This is a genomic window from Pseudomonas sp. P9_31, assembly GCF_034008235.1.
In the GTDB taxonomy this organism is placed as follows: domain Bacteria; phylum Pseudomonadota; class Gammaproteobacteria; order Pseudomonadales; family Pseudomonadaceae; genus Aquipseudomonas.
Genome location: NZ_CP125375.1, coordinates 5,552,692 through 5,576,121 on the forward strand (window position 1 = coordinate 5,552,692; position 23,430 = coordinate 5,576,121).

Annotated in this window: 18 protein-coding genes and 1 pseudogene; 16 read left to right on the plus strand and 3 right to left on the minus strand. The window is 59.3% G+C overall.

Annotated features, from left to right (window positions below; all coding sequences use genetic code 11):
• Nucleotides 1–3: 3 nt before the first annotated feature.
• On the minus strand, nt 4–1,071 hold the full coding sequence (locus tag QMK51_RS25160; RefSeq protein WP_258697732.1) for a DUF2333 family protein: 1,068 nt from the start codon (nt 1,069–1,071) through the stop codon (nt 4–6).
• Nucleotides 1,072–1,386: 315 nt separating this feature from the next.
• Here QMK51_RS25160 and gcbA point away from each other — a divergent pair, with 315 nt between their 5' ends.
• The 15 genes and pseudogenes from gcbA (at nt 1,387) to QMK51_RS25235 (ending at nt 20,829) form a co-directional block, all read left to right on the plus strand.
• On the plus strand, nt 1,387–3,057 hold the full coding sequence (gcbA, locus tag QMK51_RS25165; protein ID WP_258697733.1) for a diguanylate cyclase GcbA: 1,671 nt from the start codon (nt 1,387–1,389) through the stop codon (nt 3,055–3,057).
• Between the two features lie 1,491 nt (nt 3,058–4,548).
• A pseudogene (locus QMK51_RS29070) lies at nt 4,549–5,055 on the plus strand (methyl-accepting chemotaxis protein); the annotation flags it as partial.
• A gap of 153 nt (nt 5,056–5,208) precedes the next feature.
• Nucleotides 5,209–5,706, plus strand: coding sequence for a hypothetical protein (locus QMK51_RS25175; RefSeq protein WP_320392365.1), 498 nt, complete (start codon nt 5,209–5,211; stop codon nt 5,704–5,706).
• Between the two features lie 348 nt (nt 5,707–6,054).
• On the plus strand, nt 6,055–7,794 hold the full coding sequence (locus tag QMK51_RS25180) for a protein-disulfide reductase DsbD (RefSeq protein WP_320392366.1): 1,740 nt from the start codon (nt 6,055–6,057) through the stop codon (nt 7,792–7,794).
• A 132-nt stretch (nt 7,795–7,926) separates the two neighbouring features.
• Nucleotides 7,927–8,379 carry a type II 3-dehydroquinate dehydratase gene (gene aroQ, locus QMK51_RS25185; RefSeq protein WP_123358611.1) on the plus strand — a complete coding sequence of 151 codons (453 nt, stop codon included), beginning with the start codon at nt 7,927–7,929 and terminating at the stop codon, nt 8,377–8,379.
• A 46-nt stretch (nt 8,380–8,425) separates the two neighbouring features.
• Nucleotides 8,426–8,887: an acetyl-CoA carboxylase biotin carboxyl carrier protein gene (gene accB, locus QMK51_RS25190; protein ID WP_320392367.1), complete on the plus strand. Its 462-nt coding sequence runs from the start codon at nt 8,426–8,428 to the stop codon at nt 8,885–8,887.
• A 17-nt stretch (nt 8,888–8,904) separates the two neighbouring features.
• Nucleotides 8,905–10,263 carry an acetyl-CoA carboxylase biotin carboxylase subunit gene (gene accC / locus QMK51_RS25195; RefSeq protein ID WP_320392368.1) on the plus strand — a complete coding sequence of 453 codons (1,359 nt, stop codon included), beginning with the start codon at nt 8,905–8,907 and terminating at the stop codon, nt 10,261–10,263.
• Between the two features lie 247 nt (nt 10,264–10,510).
• Nucleotides 10,511–11,389, plus strand: a complete 879-nt coding sequence (gene prmA / locus QMK51_RS25200) for a 50S ribosomal protein L11 methyltransferase (RefSeq protein WP_320392369.1) — start codon at nt 10,511–10,513, stop codon at nt 11,387–11,389.
• A gap of 30 nt (nt 11,390–11,419) precedes the next feature.
• Nucleotides 11,420–12,643 (plus strand): DUF3426 domain-containing protein, encoded by a 1,224-nt coding sequence (locus tag QMK51_RS25205; RefSeq protein WP_258697741.1) that lies wholly within the window; start codon nt 11,420–11,422, stop codon nt 12,641–12,643.
• Nucleotides 12,644–12,828: 185 nt separating this feature from the next.
• Nucleotides 12,829–13,839, plus strand: coding sequence for a tRNA dihydrouridine synthase DusB (gene dusB / locus QMK51_RS25210; RefSeq protein ID WP_320392370.1), 1,011 nt, complete (start codon nt 12,829–12,831; stop codon nt 13,837–13,839).
• Nucleotides 13,836–14,156, plus strand: a complete 321-nt coding sequence (fis, locus tag QMK51_RS25215) for a DNA-binding transcriptional regulator Fis (protein ID WP_003186237.1) — start codon at nt 13,836–13,838, stop codon at nt 14,154–14,156. The genes dusB and fis overlap by 4 nt, the downstream gene beginning before the upstream one ends.
• An 80-nt stretch (nt 14,157–14,236) precedes the next feature.
• The gene (gene purH, locus QMK51_RS25220; RefSeq protein ID WP_258697743.1) at nt 14,237–15,844 is read left to right on the plus strand and encodes a bifunctional phosphoribosylaminoimidazolecarboxamide formyltransferase/IMP cyclohydrolase; all 1,608 of its coding nucleotides are present in this window, start codon (nt 14,237–14,239) and stop codon (nt 15,842–15,844) included.
• A 151-nt stretch (nt 15,845–15,995) separates the two neighbouring features.
• A complete protein-coding gene (gene purD, locus QMK51_RS25225; RefSeq protein WP_258697744.1) occupies nt 15,996–17,291 on the plus strand; it encodes a phosphoribosylamine--glycine ligase in 1,296 nt (431 codons plus the stop codon).
• 99 nt (nt 17,292–17,390) lie between these two features.
• Nucleotides 17,391–20,168 (plus strand): hybrid sensor histidine kinase/response regulator, encoded by a 2,778-nt coding sequence (locus QMK51_RS25230; protein ID WP_320392371.1) that lies wholly within the window; start codon nt 17,391–17,393, stop codon nt 20,166–20,168.
• Between the two features lie 64 nt (nt 20,169–20,232).
• Entirely contained in the window at nt 20,233–20,829 is a 597-nt protein-coding gene (locus QMK51_RS25235) for a MarC family protein (RefSeq protein ID WP_017336334.1), read from the plus strand.
• Nucleotides 20,830–21,243: 414 nt separating this feature from the next.
• Here the strand turns inward: QMK51_RS25235 and QMK51_RS25240 are convergent, their stop codons facing one another.
• Both QMK51_RS25240 and QMK51_RS25245 read right to left on the minus strand, forming a co-directional pair.
• Nucleotides 21,244–21,597 (minus strand): hypothetical protein, encoded by a 354-nt coding sequence (locus QMK51_RS25240; RefSeq protein WP_320392372.1) that lies wholly within the window; start codon nt 21,595–21,597, stop codon nt 21,244–21,246.
• A 14-nt stretch (nt 21,598–21,611) separates the two neighbouring features.
• A complete protein-coding gene (locus tag QMK51_RS25245) occupies nt 21,612–22,436 on the minus strand; it encodes a hypothetical protein (RefSeq protein WP_320392373.1) in 825 nt (274 codons plus the stop codon).
• 242 nt (nt 22,437–22,678) lie between these two features.
• Between QMK51_RS25245 and QMK51_RS25250 the strand changes: the two genes are divergently transcribed.
• Nucleotides 22,679–23,329, plus strand: a complete 651-nt coding sequence (locus QMK51_RS25250) for a hypothetical protein (protein ID WP_320392374.1) — start codon at nt 22,679–22,681, stop codon at nt 23,327–23,329.
• Nucleotides 23,330–23,430: the final 101 nt, after the last annotated feature.

Consider the following 23,430-nt stretch of genomic DNA (forward strand, 5'->3'; position numbering starts at 1 on the left):
GACTCAGCCCTGATTGAGCAACTGACGCAAGTCGATCACCGCGGCGTTGGCCCGGGAGATGTAATTGGCCATGACCAGCGAGTGGTTGGCCAGCACGCCGAAGCCGCTGCCGTTGAGGATCATCGGGCTCCAGACCGGCTCTTGCGAGGCCTCCAGCTCACGGATGATCTGGCGCACGCTGACCGTGGCGTTTTTCTTCGCCAACACATCGGCGAAGTCGACTTCGATGGCGCGCAGCAGGTGGGACAAGGCCCAGGCCTGACCGCGGGCCTCGTAGAACACGTTATCGATCTGCATCCACGGGGTTTCGACGACTTCTTCATCAACCTGCGGCACTTGACCGAGCGCCGGGACTTCGGTTTTCAGCGCGGTGTTGAGCTTGACCCGGCCTACGCTGGCCGACAGCCGTTGCGACAGCGAACCCAAACGGGTTCCCACATCACCCAGCCAGTTGTTCAGGTTGTCGGCGCGGGCATAGAACAGCGCGCTTTTCTGGTCAGCCCCCGACAGACGTGCCTGATAGCGGCTCAGGGAATTGATGCCTTCCTGATACTCGGACTCACTGGACGGCAGCACCCAGCTCTTGTTGTCGAAGTTGAAACGCGGCTCGGCCTTGGCCAGGTCGGCGTCTTCGGCGGACTGCGACTGGGAACGGGCGAAGTCTTTGCGCAACGCACGACTCAGGTCGCGAACCTGGACCAGCACGCCATATTCCCAGCTCGGCATGTTGTCCATCCACAGGCCCGGCGGAAAGCGGTCGTTGGAAATATAGCCACCCGGTTTGGTCAGCAGGGTACCGGCAACCGTCTTGAGGGTTTCCACCGTGGTGTAACCCACGACCATCTGCTTGCCTTCTTTTTCGGCCGCCATCTGGGCATTCTGCTGAACCGGGAACAATGCGGGCTCCTGGCTCCAGTACCAGCCCAGCGCGATAGCCACCAACAGGTAAAGGCCAGTCAGAGTGGCCAGCGCCCGGCTGAACAACAGGCCGCCCAAATAACTGCGGGTGGCCGATTTCGGTTCAGCGGCACGTTCAGGCGCGCTGCCCGTGCGGTTCTTCCAGTCCAGCATGGCGGTATCCTTTCAATCACTTGAGTTCATCGGTTCGACCACAACCCTACGCCATCGTGCCTCATTTTGCCGCGCATTAATCCGCGCGGAGCACTGAGCCACACAATCGCATGGTCGAGGCGCCACTATAAATGAAGCACGCCCCTTGTAGCAGCTGGCGAAGCCTGCTGCTACAAGGCTATCCGACCAGTCGGTCGGGCACTGAGTGAAGTCGCTTTGCAGATTATTGACGTACGACACTCATGCAATCGAAAAGAGGTGCTAGCATAGAGCCATCAGTCGATCTCAGCATGCACCCTAACTAGTAGTCAGGATATGACCGAGCCAGAAGACCCCAGCCGTGAGCGCCTCAAGCACCACTTTGCCCAGCGGGTAATTCATCAGGCGCGTCAGATTCTTGAGATATGGCAACGCCTGCAACGCAACGAATGGTCCACCACCGACTTGTCGGAGCTGAGTGAGGCCAACCTGCGCCTGCTGCGTTTTGCCGAACGCTTCGAACAGCCGGAACACACCCAGCTGGCACGCCACATCGGCCAGTCACTGGAAGCGGTGGATGCCAACCGCGGACGCCTGAGCAGCGGACTGATCACTGACCTTAATCGCCTGATGCAGCGTTTGTCCCGCACGGGCCTGCGCCATGGCGATCAATTCGAACAAACCTTCCTGCCGCCGCTGCGCAAACCGATCTACGTAATGCTGCAGGATCACGACCGGGCCGAGCGGCTGGCCAAGCAACTTGAATTCTTCGGGCTCAGCGCGCAATCCCTCGACAGTGTCGCCGCGTTCCGCGCCTCGATGGTCGAGCGCTTGCCGGCGGCGATTGTCATGGATGTCGACTTCAGCGGTGCCGGCATCGGCCTGAAACTGGCGGCCGAAGCCCAGATCGGTCTGGATGAACCGTTACCGCTACTTTTCTTCAGCCTGCACGAAACCGATACCCCGACCCGCCTCGCCGCCGTGCGCGCCGGCGGCCAGGAGTTTCTCACCGGCACCCTCGAAGCCTCGAGCCTGCTGGAAAAGATCGAAGTCCTGACCTGCGTCGCCCAGTACGAACCTTATAAAGTGCTGATCATCGACGACTCCCGCGCCCAGGCCTTGCACACCGAGCGTCTGCTCAATAGCGCCGGAATCGTCACGCGAACCTTGATCGAACCGATCCACGCCATGGCCGAACTGGCGGATTTCCAGCCAGACCTGATCATCCTCGACATGTACATGCCAGCCTGCACCGGTACTGAACTGGCCAAGGTGATCCGGCACAACGACCGCTATGTCAGCGTGCCGATCATTTATCTGTCGGCCGAAGACGATCTGGACAAGCAGCTCGACGCCATGAGCGAGGGCGGCGACGACTTCCTGACCAAGCCAATCAAGCCACGGCACCTGATCACCACCGTGCGCAACCGCGCGGCGCGGGCGCGCAATTTGAAAGCGCGGATGGTTCGCGACAGCCTGACCGGTTTGTACAACCACACCCATATTTTGCAATTGCTCGAAGATTGTTCATTCCGCGCCCGTCGCGAGAACAAGCCACTGAGCTTTGCGATGCTCGACATCGACCACTTCAAACGGGTCAACGACAGCCACGGCCATCCCATGGGCGACCGGGTGATCAAGAGCCTGGCGCTGTTCCTCAAACAACGGTTGCGCAAGACCGACTTCATCGGCCGCTACGGCGGTGAAGAGTTCGCCATCGTCATGCCGGACACCGATATCGAATCGGCCTGCAAGGTGCTCGATGAGATCCGCCAGCGCTTTGCCGAGATTCACTACCCCGCTCAGCCCCAGGACCTCTGGTGCACCTTCAGCGCCGGCGTCGTCGATCTGCGCGAAGACTCCGACAGCCTGCTGATGGCCAGCCAGGCGGACGAGGCGCTGTACCGCGCCAAGAACGCAGGACGCAACCGTGTGCAAGCCGCGCGGGAGTCAAAGCAAAGTGCCACTTTTTCATCGGAATCGACCGATTCGGTCATAACCCTGTAACAGAAACGCAATAACTTCAGGCACTTACCATTCTGCCGTTGGTAGACCACGATGCGCCTGAAGCTGCTGACCAATCTCAATACCCTCCTTCTGGTCGCCGTGTGCATGGCCCTCGGCGTCACCCTCTGGTGGTCGCAAAAAGCCCTGGAACGCCCCTATCTGTTAATGGAGCACTACCTGGGCCTGTCTCAGCAGTTTCAAAATGAAGTGGCGCGCAACGTTGAGGATTACCTGGCCAGCGGCGATGCCTTGCGCCTGAGCAGCGCCAGCCAGGCCATCGACAGCCTGCAAAAGGAGCTCGGCGAGTTGCCGCCCCCCTTGGCTGACACCTTGCGGCCCAGCCTGTCGAGCCTGGATGAGTTCAGCAAGACGGACCTGTTGGCCGCTGGCAAACTCGCCGGCGATCCACAGGCCCTGCTGCTGCAAGCTGAACGCGAGCTCGGCGCCAGCCTCGATCAGCTCAGCCAGTACGCCAGTGGCAACGCAGCGTATCTTGCGCCCTTGCTCGCCGCCTCCCAGCATCTGGGCAAACTGTCTCTGGCCCGGGACAAACTGGTCAGCAGCGGACGCAGCGAACTGGCTGCCGATGTCGAGCGCGAAGTCGCCAGCATTCGCATTCAGGCCGAACAACTGGGCGCCTTGCCGCTGCTGGGGGTAACCACCAGCAGTGAATCGAACACCGATGATTTCGCCGCCATGATGGGCCTGGAGAACACCGAAAAAACCGTCGCCGAAGACGCCGGTGTCACTCTCAAGCGTGAACTCAACAGCCTGCTCACCCGCTACCCCGCTGAACTGGCACGCACGCGCGAACAGATCCAGAAACGCACCGACCTCAGCACCGCGACGCACTTGAAAATTACCGCCGTGCAACAGGCCATCGCCGGGCTGGAACCGGTGGTGCGCGCCCAGCACGGGCAAATCCAGGGCGAAGTACGGCTGATGCAGGGAGTGATGATCGGGCTGATCCTGCTGATCGCACTGCTCATCGATACCTTGCAGCGACGCCTGGCCCGAACCCTGACCAACCTGGCCCCGGCGCTTTCGACCTGGGCCGAGGGCGACTTCAGCCGCGACATTCAACTGGGCGCGACCAACCGCGAACTGCATGACATTCAAGCCTCGCTCAATCGCTTGCGCGCCTATCTGGTCGACCTGGTAGGTACCATTCGCCTCAACGCCGAACAGGTCGCCGGCAGCAGCCGAACGCTGGCCGAATTGAGCAACGACCTGCACAGCGGCGCCGAGCATCAGGCCGGCGACACGGCACTGATCCGCGACTCCCTCGGTGAACTCGAGGCGACGATTCAACAAGTCGCCGGTGACGCCAGCCAGGCCGCTGACGCCAGTCGCCACGCCGGGCTTGCGGTGGAGCACGGCCAGAAAGTAATCGGCCTGAGCCTCACCGGGCTGCACGCGCTGGTGGGCGAAGTGCAAGGCAATGCGCAGATGATCGAACATCTGGCTGAAGAGTCAGCGACCATCGGCGGTGTGCTGACAGTGATCCGCTCGATTGCCGACCAGACCAACCTGCTGGCCCTGAACGCTGCCATCGAAGCGGCCCGCGCCGGAGAAATGGGCCGGGGGTTTGCGGTGGTGGCCGAAGAGGTTCGCTCACTGGCACAACGCACCGCCGGTGCCACGGCCGAGATTCAAACACTGATCGCCGGCCTGCAAACCGCCGCGCGGCAATCGGTCGAAGGCATGCGCGCCCAGGTCGAACACGCCGAAGCCACGGCCAATCAGGCCCAGGCGGCCGACGGCGCGCTGGATAAAATTGTCGGGGCGATCCAGACCATTTCCGACACCGCCGTGCGCATCGCCGATGTCACTGCCCAGCAGAGCGGCGCTGTCAGCGAAATCCGCGATCACAGCGAGCGGATTCATCAATTGGGTGGGGATAACTTGCTGAGGATTGGTGAAGGCCGCAGCCAGGGCGAACATTTACTGACGCTGGGTGGGCAGTTGCATACGGCGGTGCAGGCATTTCGGGTCTAAGGGTTGCGGGCCCGAACGCAACTAACGGGCAGGACTATCGCCACCTAAGCCCTTGCATGAAAACTCCTGTTTATCCATGCGGTGGTTTTTAGTAGTCGTTTTGATGCTAGGGTTTAGCGCTTCAATTTATCGAGCGCGCAACAGGAGTGCCCCGTGATAGTTCCAACTTCGCCCCCAGACGCATCAATGCCCGGTTCAGGAACTAGAAAAAAAAATACTTACACAATTGTCACCTCCTGCCTGCTGGCTGTATGCCTGGCATACATCGGCTGGACATGGCTTATGTCTTCCAGCGCCCCGGTGCTGACCGATGTAGTACTCAAACTACCCCTTGGCGCAAATGGCTTCATCTACGGTGTCAAGGATGATCGAGGCGGAGCAACAGTGCCGTTCAGCTATCGATACTATGTCTATCGCGAACTGACATCCGATGAACAAATAGCGTCTGAACTCAAGACTGCCGGCCCGTTTCTAGTCACCCGGGATCCAGCCATAAAGGTCGATGTGCAAGGCTCGGTCATCAATGTATCGACCACTCAGGAAGTGTACGAGTATCACAGCAGCACGCTGTTTCGGCATACCAACAGCACCCAATACACCCCTGTAACAATCAACTTGTGCAACCATTCCAACGATCAATCAACAAAGTAAGCTCGACGCTGCCCACCGGAGCGACCAGAAAAAACGTCAAGATCCGGCAACATGGGCGGCCCCCTATACATGGCCGCTCATGCATTCAGGTGTCTGGTGAGCAAGGGGAGAATTTGTTGGTGCCGGGTGGACGACTGCATACAGTCGCTCAGGCCTTCCGCGTCTGATAGACCACCTTCGCGAGCAGGCCTGCTCCCACATTTGATCGCATTCCCCTGAGCGAACTCGGTTAAATGTGGGAGCGGGCTTGCTCGCGAAGACGTCGGAACACTCACCACAGAACGCCCCACCCTGCACACCCCGCGACTGTCCGCTATCATGCCCACACTTTCGATACGCGAGATTGTCATGCGCCGTTTGCTCTGCCTGCTGTTTTTAGTGCTCGCCCTGCCGGCTACCGCCGCCGGCTTGCTGGACAGTCGGCCCAGTTCCACCCTGGGTTCGATCAACAACAGCTCCGACTTCCTGCCGGTGCGCGAAGCCTTTCAGTTGAGTCTGGTAGACAGCACGCCGCAATCGATCAAGCTGCGTTTCGTCGCCACCGAGGGTTACTACCTTTATCGCCATCGCTTCCAGTTTCGCGCCGATCCGGCAGACGTTGGCCTCGGCGCGGTGCAACTGCCCAAGGGCGAACAAAAGCACGATGAGTACTTCGGCGATGTCGAGGTTTACCACGGCATTCTCGATGTAGAACTGCCGCGCACCGATTCTCGCGCCTTTACGCTGGCCGTGACCTATCAGGGCTGCGCCGACAAAGGCCTGTGCTACCCACCCGAGACCGAGCGCCTGAGCATTGATGGCAGCGGCGTTGCGACGACGGCGTGGAGCTGGCGAGAACTGGCGCTGTTCTTCCTCGCTGGCCTCGGCCTGACCTTCACCCCCTGCGTGCTGCCGATGCTGCCGATCCTCTCCGGCGTGGTCCTGCGCGGGCAAGTCGGTGGTTTACGCGGTTTCAATCTGTCACTGGCTTATGTGTTGCCAATGGCAGCCTGTTTCGCCCTGCTCGGTGCCTTGATGGGCATGTTCGGCGCGCAGCTGAATCTTCAGGCGCGCTTGCAATCGGCTTGGGTGCTGGTGCCGTTCGCGCTGTTTTTCGCGGTGTTTGCCTTGGCCATGTTTGGCGTATTCGAACTGAAACTGCCCCACGCCATCAGCAGCCGTCTGGACCGGATCGCCGGACGTACCGAAGGCGGCTCGCTGTGGGGCGCGGCGGTGCTGGGCGTGGTGTCCAGTCTGTTGGTTTCGCCTTGTGTGTCGGCACCATTGGCCGGCGCGCTGCTGTACATCAGCGCCAGCGGCGACGCTCTGGGCGGCGGATTGAAACTGTTCATGCTCGGCTTGGGCATGGGTGCGCCACTGTTGCTGGTGGCGACCGGTGGTGCGGCCTGGCTGCCAAAAAGCGGGCCGTGGCTGATCTACGTGAAAAACGCGATTGGCGTCTTGCTGCTGGGGCTGGCGATCGGCTTGCTCAGCCGAGTGTTGCCGGGCCAGATCACCTTGCTGTTGATCGGCTTGCTCGCCGGTGGCGTCGGGTTGTTCATGGGCGCGCTGGAGTTCGTCTATAAACCGCCGAGAAAACGCCTGGGGCAATTGCTGGGAATGTTCCTGCTGTTTTATGCGCTGGCCTGCTGGTATGGCGCGTTCAGCGGTCAGACCGATCCGCTCAACCCCATTGGCCAACCGCGCATTGTCGCGGGCAACGATCAACCGCAAAACACCAGCAACTGGCAGACCATCACCACGCCAGCCGAACTGGATCGCGCCCTCAATGACGCCAAAGCCGCCGGCACACCGCTGCTGCTCGACTGGTATGCCGACTGGTGCATCAGTTGCAAAGTCATCGAACACGAAGTCCTCAACGATGCCAACGTCGTCGAACGCCTGAAAGGCTATCGACTGATCCGCTTCGACATCACCGCCAGCAATACCGAACAACGTGCCCTGCTCGACCGCTACACGCTGTTCGGTCCTCCGGCGCTGATGTTTTTCGGCAAGGACGGCGTCGAACGCACCGATGTGCGAGTGATCGGCGAGATCAATGCCACGGACTTCGCCGAACGTGTTGCGAAAGCAAATGACCGGATTTAATTACCCGGTCACAAATTTCGCGCAAACATCGGCCATCGTGCTGGCTATTGCATAGAACTGGACAGTCACAAAGGCTTTGCGGCATAGTCGCCGGGTTCTGACAATTGCACACAGATAACAAAGGAGCAGCAGATGGCGACCCTATTGGTTTTGCACGGCCCGAACCTGAACCTGCTCGGCACCCGGGAACCGGGCGTCTACGGTGCAACCACCCTGGCGCAAATCAACCAGGATCTGGAACAGCGGGCGCGCAATGCCGGCCACCATTTGCTCTACCTGCAAAGCAACGCCGAGTACGAATTGATTGACCGCATCCACGCTGCTCGCGGCGAAGGTGTGGACTTCATTCTGATCAATCCAGCAGCTTTTACGCACACAAGTGTCGCATTACGTGACGCGCTGCTGGCGGTGAGCATCCCATTCATCGAAGTGCATTTGTCTAACGTGCACAAACGCGAACCTTTCCGCCATCACTCTTACTTCTCCGACGTAGCGGTGGGAGTGATCTGCGGCCTTGGCGCCAGCGGTTATCGACTGGCCCTGGAGGCCGCCCTAGAACAGCTTGAAAGACCGGCAACAGCTTGAACAACAAGCGTAACGCCCCTGACCGACCCTTGGGAGTTGATGATTCATGGATATCCGTAAAGTTAAGAAACTGATCGAACTGCTGGAAGAGTCCGGCATCGACGAGCTCGAGATCAAGGAAGGCGAAGAGTCCGTACGCATCAGCCGCCACAGCAAGACGCCGGCTCAGCAGTACTACGCACCGGCTCCAATGCCTGCCCCGGTTGCCGCGCCTGTGGCTGCCGCTCCGGTTGCCGCTGCCACCCCTGCGGCTCCGGCTGCCCCAACGCTGAACGGCAACGTTGCCCGTTCGCCAATGGTCGGCACCTTCTATCGCAAATCTTCGCCAAGCTCGCCGTCCTTCGTTGAAGTCGGCCAGACCGTGAAGAAAGGCGACACCCTGTGCATCGTCGAAGCCATGAAGATGATGAACCACATCGAAGCTGAAACCAGCGGTGTGATCGAATCCATCCTTGTCGAAGACGGCCAGCCGGTTGAGTACGACCAACCGCTGTTCACCATCGTTTGAACCGCGGAGAAACTTTGATGACTGCGAAGTTGGAAAAAGTTCTGATCGCCAACCGCGGTGAGATTGCCCTGCGGATTCTGCGTGCCTGCAAAGAGATGGGCATCAAGACTGTCGCCGTTTACTCCAAGGCCGACAAAGAGCTGATGCACCTGGGCCTGGCAGACGAATCAGTCTGCATCGGCCCGGCCTCGGCCGCGCACTCTTACCTGCACATTCCGGCCATCATCGCCGCGGCTGAAGTGACCGGCGCTACTGCCATTCACCCAGGCTACGGTTTCCTTGCGGAAAACGCCGACTTTGCCGAACAGGTCGAGAACTCCGGCTTCGCGTTCATTGGCCCGAAAGCCGAAACCATCCGCCTGATGGGCGACAAGGTATCGGCCAAGCACGCCATGATCGCTGCCGGCGTTCCAACCGTTCCGGGCTCCGACGGCCCACTGCCTGAAGATGAAGAAACCGCTTTGCGCATCGGTCGCGAAGTCGGTTACCCGGTGATCATCAAAGCCGCTGGCGGCGGCGGTGGTCGTGGCATGCGCGTGGTGCACAAAGAAGAAGACCTGATCTCCTCGGCGAAACTGACCCGCTCCGAAGCGGGCGCAGCGTTCGGCAACCCGATGGTCTACCTGGAAAAATTCCTGACCAACCCACGCCACGTGGAAGTTCAGGTCCTTTCCGATGGCCAGGGCCACGCTATCCATCTGGGCGACCGCGATTGCTCGCTGCAACGTCGTCACCAGAAGGTTCTCGAAGAAGCACCGGCACCGGGCATCGACGAGAGAGCACGCCAGGAAGTCCTCGCTCGCTGCGTCAAGGCTTGCATCGACATCGGCTACCGTGGCGCCGGTACCTTCGAGTTCCTGTACGAGAACGGCCACTTCTACTTCATCGAGATGAACACTCGTGTCCAGGTAGAGCACCCGGTATCGGAAATGGTCACCGGCATCGACATCGTCAAGGAGATGCTCAGCATCGCCGCTGGCAACAAGTTGTCATTCACCCAGGATGATGTAGTCATCCGCGGTCACGCGCTGGAATGCCGGATCAACGCCGAAGACCCGAAAACCTTCATGCCCAGCCCAGGCACGGTCAAGCATTTCCACGCACCAGGCGGCAACGGCGTTCGCGTCGATTCGCACCTGTACAGTGGCTATGCCGTTCCGCCGAACTACGATTCGTTGATCGGCAAGCTGATCACCTACGGTGCAACCCGTGACGAAGCCATGGCGCGCATGCGCAATGCGCTGGACGAAATCGTTGTCGACGGGATCAAGACCAACATCCCGCTGCATCGTGATCTGACCCGCGACGAAGGCTTCTGCAAAGGGGGCGTGAACATTCACTACCTCGAGCACAAGCTGGCTGGCGACAAGCACTAAGCTTCAGCCGGAACATGACAAGGCCGCTTTCGAGCGGCTTTGTTGTTTCTGAAGGTTTCATCAAGCAATACACATCCCCCGTGGGAGCGGGTTTGCTCGCGAAAGCGGTCTGTCAGTCACATCAATGTTGGATGTGCCGACGCCTTCGCGAGCAAGCCCGCTCCCACAAAACCTCCGCGCTCGCGTAAACTTGCGCGCTTCTCGCAGCCCGCTAGGCTGCAATCTATATTTTTCAAAGGTGCCCGCCATGCCTTGGCTGCAAGTCCGTCTCGCCATCAGCCCAGAACAAGCCGAAACCTACGAAGACGCTTTCCTTGAAGTGGGCGCCGTGTCGGTGACCTTCATGGATGCCGAAGATCAACCGATCTTCGAGCCAGAACTCAACACCACCCCGCTGTGGTCGCACACGCACCTGCTGGCCCTGTTCGAAGGTGGCACCGAAGCCGCCAGCGTGCTGGCCCACCTCGAGTTGCTGACCGGCAGCCCGCTGCCCGAGCATCACAGCGAAGTGATCGAAGACCAGGACTGGGAACGCAGCTGGATGGATGGTTTCCAGCCGATGCGCTTCGGCCAGCGCCTGTGGATCGTCCCGAGCTGGCACGCCGCGCCCGAGCCTGACGCAGTGAACCTCCTGCTGGACCCGGGCCTGGCGTTCGGCACCGGCACTCACCCCACCACCGCGCTGTGCCTGGAATGGCTCGACGGCCAGGACCTCAAGGGTTGCAACGTGCTGGACTTCGGTTGCGGATCGGGGATTCTGGCGATTGCCGCCCTGTTGCTGGGCGCCAAGGAAGCCGTCGGCACCGATATCGACGTGCAGGCGCTGGAAGCCTCCCGCGACAATGCCGGGCGCAACAACATTGCCCAAGCGCTGTTCCCGCTGTATCTGCCGCAAGACCTGCCGCAGGTTCAAGCCGACGTACTGGTCGCCAACATCCTCGCCGGCCCGCTGGTTTCCCTGGCGCCGCAACTGTCCAGCCTGGTCAAGCCGGGCGGTCGCCTGGCGCTGTCGGGCATCCTCGCCGAACAGGGTGAGGAAGTTGCCGCCGCTTACGCTCAGGACTTCGATCTGGACCCGATTGCCAATCGCGATGGCTGGGTGCGCATCACTGGCCGTCGGCGCTAGAATGAGCGCCTGCATAAACCGGATTGCCGCATGACCGACAGCTTCGTCACCCAGTGCCCGCATTGCCAAACCAGCTTCCGTGTCAGCCATGCTCAGTTGAGCGTGGCCCGCGGAGTGGTTCGTTGCGGCTCGTGCTTGCAGGTGTTCAACGCCGCCAGGCAGTTGCTCGAGCAACGAGCAGCCGGCAAGGAAGCGGTCAAACCGGTTGCACCGGCACCCGTCGAACCGCCGGTACAGCGGGCCATCAGCCAAAAGCAATGGACCGCTGCCGAAATGGATCTGGACAGCCTGGACCTGGACGAAGAGCTTGCCCGGCTCGAACAGCGGGAAATCCAGCCAACAACGGAATTCGGTCGGCCCCGCGAAGACAGCCTCAGCGCTCGCCGTGATAACGCCGAGCACGACGAAGCCCCCTGGTCCGACAGTCTCTTCAGTGAGTCAGCCGCCGATCGCGCACAAGCCGCCGACGCGCCGATGCCAGAACCGACGATCGAGCCTGGCAAACACGCGCGCACCGAGCCTTCGCTGTCCCTGGAGCCCGTGGAGCCGAACGACGAGCCCCAGATACAACAGCTGCGCCTGCACGACCCGCTCGACGCCCCAATCCCCTTTGGCGGCCTGTCGGCGACAACCGACGAGATCGACGACGACCTGCCCTCGGTCGAACCCCTGCGCAAGCGACGCGAACGCAGCGAACCAGCCCTGCGCGCTGAAGTGCTGCAGGACCTGACCGACGACCCGTTGCAACTCGATTGGCAAAGACGTCGCTCCCCCTGGGGTCGGCGCTTTTTCTGGTTGCTGCTGATCCTGCTCGGTGCCGCCGGCCTCGTCGGTCAATACGTCGCCTACCACTTCGACGAACTGGCTCGTCAGGACCAGTACCGTCCATGGTTCCAGCAACTGTGCCCGCACATCGGCTGCACGGTGCCGTCCAAGGTCGACATCGCCAAAGTCAAAAGCAGCAACCTGGTGGTTCGCAGCCACCCGGACTTCAACGGTGCGCTGGTGGTCGACGCCATCATCTACAACCGCGCCCCCTTCTCCCAGCCGTTCCCGCTGCTGGAACTGCGCTTTGCCGACCTCAACGGCCACCTGATCGCCAGCCGCCGCTTCAAGCCCGGCGAGTACCTCAACGGCGATCTTGAAGGCTTGGCGGAAATGCCGCCGCAAACGCCGATCCACATCGCGCTGGACATTCTCGATCCAGGCCCCAAAGCGGTGAACTACAGCCTGAGCTTCCACTCTCCCGAGTGAAACGCTCAAGCGTTACGGGCTTGACGGCGGTTTTCTGACTTAGACCGTTCTAACCAAACCGCTGGCGATAACGAATTAACTGTTCAGATTTTGTTCAATTCAGCCTTTATCCAGTCATCGAGAGCGGGTATCATGCCAACCCTTTTTCGAACTCTCATGATCCGGCCCCACAACAGGGAAGTCCTATGTCGGCGGTACGCATCGGTCCATATACATTGCACAACGGCTTGATCCTCGCCCCCATGGCGGGTGTCACCGACCAACCCTTTCGTCAGCTGTGCAAGCGGCTGGGCGCGGGTCTTGTAGTCTCGGAAATGGTCACCAGCGACATGAGCTTGTGGAATACCCGCAAATCGCGGATGCGCATGATCCACGAAGGCGATCCCGAGCCACGCTCGGTTCAGATCGCCGGTGGTGATGCGCAGATGCTGGCGGATGCGGCCCGAGCCAACGTCGAGCTGGGTGCACAGATTATTGATATCAACATGGGCTGTCCGGCGAAGAAGGTCTGTAACAAGGCCGCCGGTTCCGCCCTGTTGAAGGATGAAGCATTGGTGACCGAGATCCTGCAGGCCGTGGTGGCCGCAGTCGATGTGCCGGTCACCCTGAAGATCCGCACCGGCTGGGACCGGGCGAACAAGAACGGTCTGACGGTGGCGAAGATCGCCGAACAGGCAGGCATTACGGCGCTGGCGGTGCATGGCCGCACCCGCGCCGATCTGTACACCGGTGAAGCCGAGTACGACACCATTGCCGCGATCAAGCAGGCGGTGTCGATTCCGGTCTTCGCCAACGGCGATATCGACTCACCCGAGAAGGCCCGGTACGTGCTTGACGCGACTGGTGCCGATGGCCTGTTGGTGGGTCGGGCTGCCCAGGGGCAGCCATGGATTTTTCGTGAAATCGACCATTATCTGCGTACCGGTGAAAAACTCCCGGCACCGGAACTGATCGAGGTGGAATTTATTCTGCTTGAGCATCTGGCCGCGCTGCATGCCTTCTATGGCGACGTCATGGGCGTGCGCATAGCTCGCAAGCATGTGGGCTGGTATCTCGCAACCTTGCCGGGCGCCAGGGAGTTCCGCGCCCACTTCAATCGTTTGGAAGATACGGAAGCACAATGCGCCTACGTTCGGGCCTTCTTCGCCGAACGCTACAAGAGCCTGACAGGGGACGGAGAAGGGGTGGCTGCATGACGATGATGACCGAGACTTTAGTGAGTGGAACAACACCCGTGAGCGACAACGTGAATTTGAAACAGCACCTCAATACGCCTAGCGAAGAAGGTCAGACCCTTCGCGGGAGTGTCGAGAAGGCGCTGCACAATTATTTCGCCCACCTTGAGGGCGCTGCCGTCACGGATGTGTACAACCTGGTGCTCTCCGAAGTAGAGGCTCCCCTGCTCGAAAGCGTGATGAACTACGTCAAGGGCAACCAGACCAAGGCCAGCGAGCTGCTCGGGCTGAACCGGGGCACCCTGCGCAAGAAACTCAAGCAATACGATTTGCTGTAAGCATTCAATCAAACCAGAAAGGCGCCTGCGTAAACCGGTCGCCTTTTTTGCTGACTCCTTTGCTTTTGATGGACATTGAAATGACCGACCAGACTACCCGCCTGCCGATCCGCCGCGCCTTGATCAGCGTTTCCGACAAGACCGGGATTCTCGAATTCGCCAAAGAGCTCGAAGCCCTGGGCGTCGAAATCCTCTCCACCGGCGGGACATTCAAGCTGCTGCGCGACAACGGCGTTGCCGCAGTGGAAGTCGCGGATTACACCGGTTTCGCAGAAATGATGGACGGTCGGGTGAAAACCCTGCACCCGAAAATCCACGGCGGGATCCTCGGTCGTCGCGGTATCGACGATGCCATCATGAACGAGCACGGCATCAAGCCGATCGACCTGGTAGCGGTCAACCTGTACCCGTTCGAAGCCACCATCAACAAGCCAGGCTGCGACCTGCCGACCGCGATCGAGAACATCGACATCGGCGGCCCGACCATGGTCCGTTCGGCAGCCAAGAACCACAAAGACGTGGCCATCGTGGTGAATGCCAGCGATTACGCCAACGTCCTGGAAAACCTCAAGGCCGGCGGCCTGACCTATGCTCAGCGTTTCGACCTGATGCTCAAGGCCTTCGAACACACCGCCGCCTACGACGGCATGATCGCCAACTACATGGGCACCGTGAATCAGGCGGCTGAAACCCTCAGCACAGAAGGTCGCAGCGAATTCCCGCGCACCTTTAACAGCCAGTTCATCAAGGCTCAGGAAATGCGCTACGGCGAGAACCCGCACCAGAGCGCGGCGTTCTACGTTGAAGCCAAGCCTGCCGAAGTCGGCATCGCCACCGCGACCCAACTGCAAGGCAAGGAGCTGTCGTTCAACAACGTGGCCGACACCGACGCCGCGCTGGAATGCGTGAAGAGCTTCGTCAAGCCGGCCTGCGTGATCGTCAAGCATGCCAACCCGTGCGGCGTGGCCGTGAGCCCGGACGCCGAAGGCGGTATCCGTCAGGCCTACGAACTGGCCTACGCCACCGACACCGAGTCCGCGTTCGGCGGCATCATCGCGTTCAACCGCGAGCTGGATGCTGAAACCGCAAAAGCCATCGTCGAGCGTCAGTTCGTCGAAGTGATCATCGCCCCGTCCGTCAGCCCGGAAGCCCGCGCCATCGTGGCTGCAAAAGCCAACGTACGCCTGCTGGCCTGCGGCGAGTGGTCGGCTGACCGCGTTCCGGCCTGGGACTACAAACGCGTCAACGGCGGTTTGCTGGTGCAAAGCCGCGACATCGGCATGATCGGCAGTGAAGACCTGAAAGTGGTGACCAAGCGCGCACCAACCGAACAGGAAATCAATGACCTGATCTTCGCCTGGAAAGTCGCCAAGTACGTCAAGTCCAACGCCATCGTCTACGCCAAGAACCGTCAGACCATCGGTGTCGGCGCCGGCCAGATGAGCCGCGTGAACTCCGCGCGCATCGCCGCGATCAAGGCTGAACACGCAGGTTTGCAGGTAGCCGGCTCGGTGATGGCTTCCGACGCGTTCTTCCCGTTCCGCGATGGCCTGGACAATGCGGCCAAGGCTGGCGTGACTGCTGTGATTCAGCCGGGTGGTTCGATGCGTGATGCTGAAGTGATTGCTGCGGCGGATGAAGCCGGCATCGCGATGGTATTCACCGGCATGCGCCACTTCCGTCACTGATTTCTTTGTTTGATCGTACCCACGCTCTGCGTGGGCACGCAGCCCGGGACGCTCCGCGTCCCTCGGACGCAGAGCGTCCGTAGAGGCATTCCCACGCAGAGCATGGGAACGATCAGTCCCCACAGAATTAGCGTCATCCGAGGTTTTTGAAATGAATGTTTTGATCATTGGCAGCGGTGGCCGTGAACACGCCCTGGCCTGGAAAGTGGCTCAGGATCCGCGTGTGCAGAAAGTTTTCGTTGCCCCGGGCAATGCCGGCACGGCCATTGAAGCCAAGTGCGAGAACGTCGCCATCGACGTGCTGGCCCTCGAGCAACTGGCTGACTTTGCCGAGAAGAACGTTTCCCTGACGATCGTCGGTCCGGAAGTACCGCTGGTCGCCGGCGTTGTCGATCTGTTCCGCTCCCGTGGCCTGGATTGCTTCGGCCCGACCGCTGGCGCTGCTCAGCTGGAAGGTTCGAAAGCCTTCACCAAGGACTTCCTGGCGCGCCACAAGATCCCGACCGCCGATTATCAGAACTTCACCGAGATCGAGCCAGCCCTGGCTTATCTGCGTGAGAAAGGCGCACCGATCGTGATCAAGGCCGACGGCCTGGCCGCCGGTAAAGGCGTGATCGTGGCCATGACATTGGCCGAAGCCGAAGACGCCGTGCGCGACATGCTGGCTGGCAACGCGTTTGGTGACGCCGGTTCCCGTGTGGTGATCGAAGAGTTCCTGGACGGCGAAGAAGCCAGTTTCATCGTCATGGTCGATGGCAAGAACGTGCTGCCGATGGCCACCAGCCAGGACCACAAACGCGTCGGCGACGGTGACACCGGTCCGAACACCGGCGGCATGGGCGCTTACTCCCCGGCTCCGGTCGTCACGACCGAAGTCCATCAGCGGGTCATGGACCTGGTGATCTGGCCGACCGTGCGCGGCATGGCCGAGGAAGGTAACGTTTACACCGGTTTCCTCTATGCCGGCCTGATGATCGACAAGGCTGGTAACCCAAAAGTCATCGAGTTCAACTGCCGTTTCGGCGATCCTGAGACCCAACCGGTGATGCTGCGTTTGCAGTCGAGCCTGGTGTTGCTGGTCGAAGCTGCCCTGGCGCAAGCGCTGGACAAGGTCGAAGCACAATGGGATCCACGTCCGAGCGTCGGTATCGTATTGGCCGCTGGCGGTTACCCGGGTGACTACGCCAAAGGCGTCGCCATCAACGGTCTGGATGCAGCCGCGGCACTGGAAGGCAAAGTCTTCCATGCCGGTACTGCACTCAAGGACGGTCAGGTGGTGACAGCCGGTGGTCGAGTGCTGTGTGCAACCGCCATGGGCGCCAGCGTCGACGCAGCCCAGCAGCAGGCTTACAAACTGGCGGCTAAAATCGACTGGGAAGGCTGCTTCTACCGCAAGGACATTGGCTACCGTGCCATTGCCCGCGAGCGTGGCGAAAATCAGGAATAAGCCATCCATTCGGCCAGGCAAGGGCTTGCGGCCCTTGCCGGACTATTCCGGCGCCGCGCATAGTTATATTCTGGCATCAACCTACGAAGGGATTTCGCCGTGCGCTGGCTCAGGATCGCCATAGGCTTCACCGTCACTCTGCTGACCTTGCTCTGCATGCTCCCGGCCCAGGCCACGCAAGGCAGTGGCTGGGCGGTATTGCTCGACGAACAGGGCGACCTGCAGCTGAGCGACATCCGCTCCAGCCGCTACACCAATCAATTCAGCCCCATCGAACTCGACCACCTCACCGCGGCCGGGCCCGAGGGTGCGCTATGGCTGCGTTTCAGGCTAGCGCCCGGCAAGCACGAGCAATTGCTGCGGGTATTCGCTCCCGACCTGTCGCACCTCAATCTGTATGTGCTCGACGGCGACCAGCTGATCGATCAACTGAATACCGGTACCCGGCAGCCCCAGACTGAGCGCCCCCTGCCCAGCAGTGACTTCATGTTGCCGCTGCCACAAAGCGACAAAACCCTCGACGTCTATTTGCGGCTGGTCTCCGAACATCAGTTGCGGCCTTACATCACCCTGCAATCGGCGATCGTGACCGCGGCCACTCAGAGCCAGACGTTGATCTACGGCCTGCTGTTTGGCTGCATCGGGATGCTGATCCTGCATAACCTGACCCGTTACGCCTACACCCGCTCGCGCAGCAGTCTCTGGCTGGCGGCGTGCGAAGTGTTGTTGCTGCTCAGCCTGGTGCTGCTGCTGAACCTGGCCGGCCCATGGTTGCCGAACTGGCACGCCGTGCAAACCCCCGGCGCTTATCTCGCCTTGCTGCTAACCGCACCTTGCGGCCTGATGTTCGCCTACTGCTTCTTCGCCCCGCTCGGCCCCCACCCGCTGAACAAATTGCTGCTGGGGGACATCCTGTTCATCGTGGCCTGCGGCCTGCTGTTGTTGTTCGTCAATACGCTGCCGCTGAACCTGATCACGTACGCGCTGGTTGCCCTGGCCGGCCTGAGCATGCTGTTCGTCAGTGCCTATCACTGGCAGAAAGGTTATCGCCCGGCACGTCTGTTCGTGGCGGCCATGGTGGTGTTCAACCTCGGCACATTGATTATCCTGCCGGCGCTGCTGGGGCTGACCCTTGTCGCCCCGCAAGGCCTGATCATCACGCTGTTGGTGTTTATCTGTATCAGTGGCCTGTTGATGAGTGTTGCCTTGGGCGAGCGGCAGCGCAGCATCACCGAAGACCGTTTCAGCGTCAGCCGCGACCTGGCCGCCAGCAATGCCGAAATCAATGCCAAGGCGGAGTTCCTGGCGAAGATCAGCCACGAAATCCGCACCCCGATGAATGGCGTGCTGGGCATGACCGAACTGCTGCTGGGCACACCGTTGTCGGTCAAGCAGCGCGACTACGTGCAGACGATCCATAGCGCCGGTAACGAGCTGCTGACACTGATCAACGAAATTCTCGACATCTCCAAGCTTGAGTCAGGGCAGATCGAACTGGACGACGTGCAGTTCGACCTCAACGCCCTGATCGAAGACTGCCTGAGCATCTTCCGCGCCAAGGCCGAACAGCAGAACGTCGAGCTGATCAGCTTTATCCAGCCGCAGGTACCACGGGTCATCAGCGGCGATCCGACGCGCCTGCGCCAGACCTTGCTCAGCCTGCTGGAAAACGCTCTGAAGAAAACCGACGAAGGCGAAGTCCTGATCGTCGTCGCGCTGGATGAGCGCAGCGCCAAACCGCGACTGCGCATCGCCGTGCAGGACAGTGGCCAACCGATGGAAGCGGAAGAACGCGACGCGCTGATGCATGCCGAACTGCACAGCAAGCACTTCCTCTCGGCTACCACCCTGGGGGGCAATCTGGGGCTGGTGATTGCCCGTCAGCTGATCCGTTTGATGCAGGGCGAGTTCGGCATCAAGAGTGGCGCCAACCAGGGCAGCACATTGTGGCTGACCCTGCCGCTGGACCCGGACCGTCTCGAACATCCGACCTCGGACCTGGACAGCCCGTTGCAAGGCGCACGGGTACTGGTGGTGGACGACAACGATACCTGTCGCAAGGTGCTGGTACAGCAATGCAGCGCCTGGGGCCTGAATGTCAGCGCCGTGCCGTCCGGCAAGGAGGCCCTGGCGCTGCTGCGCACCAAGGCCCACCTGCGCGATTACTTCGACGTGGTGCTGCTGGACCAGAACATGCCCGGCATGACCGGCATGCAACTGGCCGCCAAGATCAAGGAAGACCCGAGCCTGAACCACGACATTCTGCTGATCATGCTCACCGGCATCAGCAACGCACCGAGCAAGATCATCGCCCGTAACTCCGGGATCAAACGCATCCTCGCCAAGCCAGTGGCCGGCTACACCCTCAAGACCACCCTGGCGGACGAGCTGAACCAGCGCAACAAAGGCCCGGCCATCTCGCAGCATCTGCCCACAGGCCCTACCCTTCCGGTCAAGGTGCCGAGCGATTTCCGTATTCTGGTGGCCGAAGACAACAGCATCTCGACCAAGGTCATTCGCGGCATGCTGGGCAAACTCAACCTGCAACCGGACACCGCCAGCAATGGCGAAGAAGCCTTGGTGGCGATGAAGGCCCAGCGTTACGACCTGGTGCTGATGGACTGTGAAATGCCGATCCTTGACGGTTTCTCTGCCACCCAGCAATTGCGTGCCTGGGAAGTCGGCAACCAGCGGATTCGCACCCCCGTGGTGGCGTTGACCGCACACATCCTTGCCGAGCACAAAGAACGCGCGCGCCAAGCCGGCATGGACGGGCACATGGCCAAACCGGTCGAGCTGTCGCAACTGCGCGACCTGATCGAGCATTGGGTTGCCCAGCGTGATCAGCAGAACCGGGCAGCGGTTCAGACTTCTTGAGCCGACAGCCCCCGCAGCGCCTGATAGACTCCCCCACGACTTCCCTCGCCAGTGAGCTTGCACCATGCTCCACGTGTTGTTCAGCGTTTACCTGAAGATGCTGGTGCTCTACAGCCCGTTCTTCGTGTTGTCCTGTTTTATCAGCCTGACTCGCGGCTATTCGCGCAAGGAGCAACGACGCCTGGCTTGGAAAGTGGCAACCGCCACCCTGGTTTCCAGCGTCTTGCTGTATCTGTTCGGTCGCGTGATTTTCAATGTCTTCGGCATCACCGTGGACGCCTTCCGCATCGGCGCCGGCAGTGTGCTGTTTATCTCGGCATTGGGCATGGCCCAAGGCAAATCGGCGGTGCAGACCGACAACGTGCAACAGGACGTGACTATCGTCCCGCTGACCATCCCCTTGACGGTCGGCCCCGGCACCATCGGCGCCTTGCTGGTGATGGGCGTGAGTCAGCCACATTGGGACGACAAACTCACGGCGATTCTCAGCATTGCCCTGGCCAGTTTCACCGTCGGCGTAGTGCTGTATCTGTCGAACCGTATCGAACGGATTCTGGGTGATCAGGGTTTGCAGATTGTCAGCCGATTGATGGGGCTGTTCGTGTGCGCATTGGCGGCGCAAATTATTTTTACCGGCGTGAAAGGCTATCTGGTTCCCTGAATACACAAGGCAGGATTTAAAGCCCTCGGCCCTCGCTTTCGCCAATCGATAGAGAGGGCTCAATCTCGATACATTGAGTGCCCCGAAGTCCCCCTAACCACTGCACGGTGTCTTCCCTGTATTCGTTAAAGTGATCCTGATTAAAACGAGCCCGGTAAAACCGGCGTCTTACGGCGCCGTCAACTTTATTCAACCCAATCTCTTTCTCAAAGACATGTTCAGCGATTACTTCGCGAGTAGCGAAAGACACAGACGTCATATTCAAAAACCCATCCGCCTCCACAATACCTGTCATCACCCTTACCCGCGTCGTCTCTGCGCCGCCCCCCAAGAGGCAGTGTTCTCGAAAGACTTGTGCCGCGTCCGAATCGGGCGACAACGTCGCGACTTTATTCATTACAGCTGAAACAGCCGCTACCTGATGTTCGGGAAAATTACGGTTAACGGATTCGGCAGTACCCTCCTCACTGAAAACGTCGCATCAAAAGACCTGGAAAACACCTCATCTGTGTCTTCCTTCGCGTAAAAGGTCCAACCACAGCCGGATAAGGTGTTCGTAAAGACCTCAAACCATTGCGAGTCATTCAAACCGCCAGGAAAATCCTCGTCAGTTGCAAGTTGAGAAAATAGAAAAATATCAAGCACGCCTTGTTTCCTGGCAGGAAATAAAGCCTGCGGCACGGCCAGAAGACTGCATGCATTTAAATAAAAAGAATATCTAACTTCCGTACTCCCCCCGCCTAAAAACAGGCCAGTGACATTAGTCACTGGCCTGACAGGTTTTATTGGGTCTCGTTTTTGCGTCGCTGAAACCTTTTACTCAGGACCGCCTTATAATACTTTCCAAGGTACTCTTCCAGATCATCCTTTATTGCCGCATAACGAAGGGGGTTAAAGGTAATGTAAGAGTTACCCCGGAAGATAGTACGACTGGATGTTTTCCAGTCGAAAAAAACAACCCCGGTTTCCTTGTCGCCACCGTCGCTATCGATCGACGCTAACGACGTAATAATATGACCGTTCGCCAGTTGGTCACATGGCATGACCGTCAACCTGACGCCTTTGCTTTTGGTCACTTCACGATGAAACAAATCAATCGCCTCAGGTTCCTTCTTTAGCGCGTCCAATGTCGAGTCGACAATTGCGCTGAGAGCCGTTGCCCCTGGAATTGCCGCTTTCGCCGCCTCAACACCAGCCTTGATAATATCGGTAACAATGTTATCCATTGTCAATTGATGGGAGCTCTTCTCATAGGCGGTATAACCGGAGTCCGCGACAAGACAACCCGCCTCATCCATGCACTGTAGAAAGGCGAGGTACCAGGCTTTCGGATCATTGCCAGGAACTTCATAGCTCGCCTCCAGCTTCGAAAACTTAATCAGATTTTCGATAATCGCCATGTTTTCAAGGGAAATATTTGCGCCATAACCCACCAGCGTATCGGACAATACTGCGGCATCCAATTCTTTGGCTGGACTAGTAGTGTCTATTGCTGCAAATGCCTTTACGCGAGCAACAGAGGGCTGCATTAATTGGCGCTTGCTAATACGCGCCTTTATCAACGCAACGCTTTTATCAAGGCTAACGGCACTTTCCATAACTTCCATATTCAACATTCCTTTGATGAGTCAATTCATGCTCCCTGTGGGCATGCATTGAATTTATCGCACAGCACTCCAACGAACAAACCGAATCTTGATTCCACATATGTACAACAACCCCCTCACCCGGCCAACAAGCAAAAAACATATTAAGAACAAATTCCATAGCGTTACTTCATCTCAGCAAATGCAATCTACTTGAGTTACTTTGCACGTAAAGCAACTACCAAAATTAATCAGGAAGACTTATGAGCAACAACACACCCTGCGGAATGGTCACAGGCCACAATCTTATCTCGTGTATCGGCGAACTATCCTTGCAAGACTTTGATGACATGACAGACTGCACGCGAATTGCAACAAGATCAGCCGACCTCGGCCATGGCCGCTTTGCCAACTCACAAGACTGGCTGGAAGAGTATGTTCGCACGTTGATGTTTTTGGGATGGTCGCTCCATGAAGGCGTCATCAGGACACGTACACGCTCGGATATCACCGGGAGCGTTGCCGACCTCCTGGTACGCAGTGCGCAATCCATGAGCGACTCAAGGCAAGGGAACGCCATGATCGACACCCTGGATGCTTTGAAGCCCGAAAAGCCCGTCGTGCTTTCACTGGATGAAGAGAGTCGTAAAGGGCGTCGCTTCCAGGTAGCACCCTCGCGTTACGATTCAAGTGGAAACCTTCATATGGCGGTTTTTAATCTCGAACTGGTTGCCAATACCGAGAAGAGCGGCTTTTTGTTTTGGTCTTGGGAGAAACAAACAGCAAAAATCGTCCAGCAGAGTGCCTTTCTTAAATTGGACAGAGAGGTACTCGACACCAAAAGGGAATTCATGGAGAAGAAACTCAGAGATCAAATCATGAAGCGGTTTGCCTTGGCGAAGAGACAGCCATAAACCCTGCGATAAATGAGCCCCGAAAGGCGTTGCTGCTCCGATTGAAGCAACAACGCCCCGCAGAGGCGCGCAACGCAAGGCTGGCCATTCCACAGACCATC

What these genes read in the sequence shown, in the direction of transcription:
- dusB (WP_320392370.1), top strand. Translation starts at nt 12,829, where the DNA reads ATGTCGGCGGTACGCATCGGTCCATATACATTGCACAACGGCTTGATC.
- accC (WP_320392368.1), top strand. Translation starts at nt 8,905, where the DNA reads ATGACTGCGAAGTTGGAAAAAGTTCTGATCGCCAACCGCGGTGAGATT.
- purD (WP_258697744.1), top strand. Translation starts at nt 15,996, where the DNA reads ATGAATGTTTTGATCATTGGCAGCGGTGGCCGTGAACACGCCCTGGCC.
- prmA (WP_320392369.1), top strand. Translation starts at nt 10,511, where the DNA reads ATGCCTTGGCTGCAAGTCCGTCTCGCCATCAGCCCAGAACAAGCCGAA.
- QMK51_RS25235 (WP_017336334.1), top strand. Translation starts at nt 20,233, where the DNA reads ATGCTCCACGTGTTGTTCAGCGTTTACCTGAAGATGCTGGTGCTCTAC.
- purH (WP_258697743.1), top strand. Translation starts at nt 14,237, where the DNA reads ATGACCGACCAGACTACCCGCCTGCCGATCCGCCGCGCCTTGATCAGC.
- aroQ (WP_123358611.1), top strand. Translation starts at nt 7,927, where the DNA reads ATGGCGACCCTATTGGTTTTGCACGGCCCGAACCTGAACCTGCTCGGC.
- QMK51_RS25160 (WP_258697732.1), bottom strand. Translation starts at nt 1,071, where the DNA reads ATGCTGGACTGGAAGAACCGCACGGGCAGCGCGCCTGAACGTGCCGCT.
- fis (WP_003186237.1), top strand. Translation starts at nt 13,836, where the DNA reads ATGACGATGATGACCGAGACTTTAGTGAGTGGAACAACACCCGTGAGC.
- QMK51_RS25245 (WP_320392373.1), bottom strand. Translation starts at nt 22,436, where the DNA reads ATGGAAGTTATGGAAAGTGCCGTTAGCCTTGATAAAAGCGTTGCGTTG.
- QMK51_RS25205 (WP_258697741.1), top strand. Translation starts at nt 11,420, where the DNA reads ATGACCGACAGCTTCGTCACCCAGTGCCCGCATTGCCAAACCAGCTTC.
- QMK51_RS25250 (WP_320392374.1), top strand. Translation starts at nt 22,679, where the DNA reads ATGAGCAACAACACACCCTGCGGAATGGTCACAGGCCACAATCTTATC.
- accB (WP_320392367.1), top strand. Translation starts at nt 8,426, where the DNA reads ATGGATATCCGTAAAGTTAAGAAACTGATCGAACTGCTGGAAGAGTCC.
- QMK51_RS25180 (WP_320392366.1), top strand. Translation starts at nt 6,055, where the DNA reads ATGCGCCGTTTGCTCTGCCTGCTGTTTTTAGTGCTCGCCCTGCCGGCT.
- gcbA (WP_258697733.1), top strand. Translation starts at nt 1,387, where the DNA reads ATGACCGAGCCAGAAGACCCCAGCCGTGAGCGCCTCAAGCACCACTTT.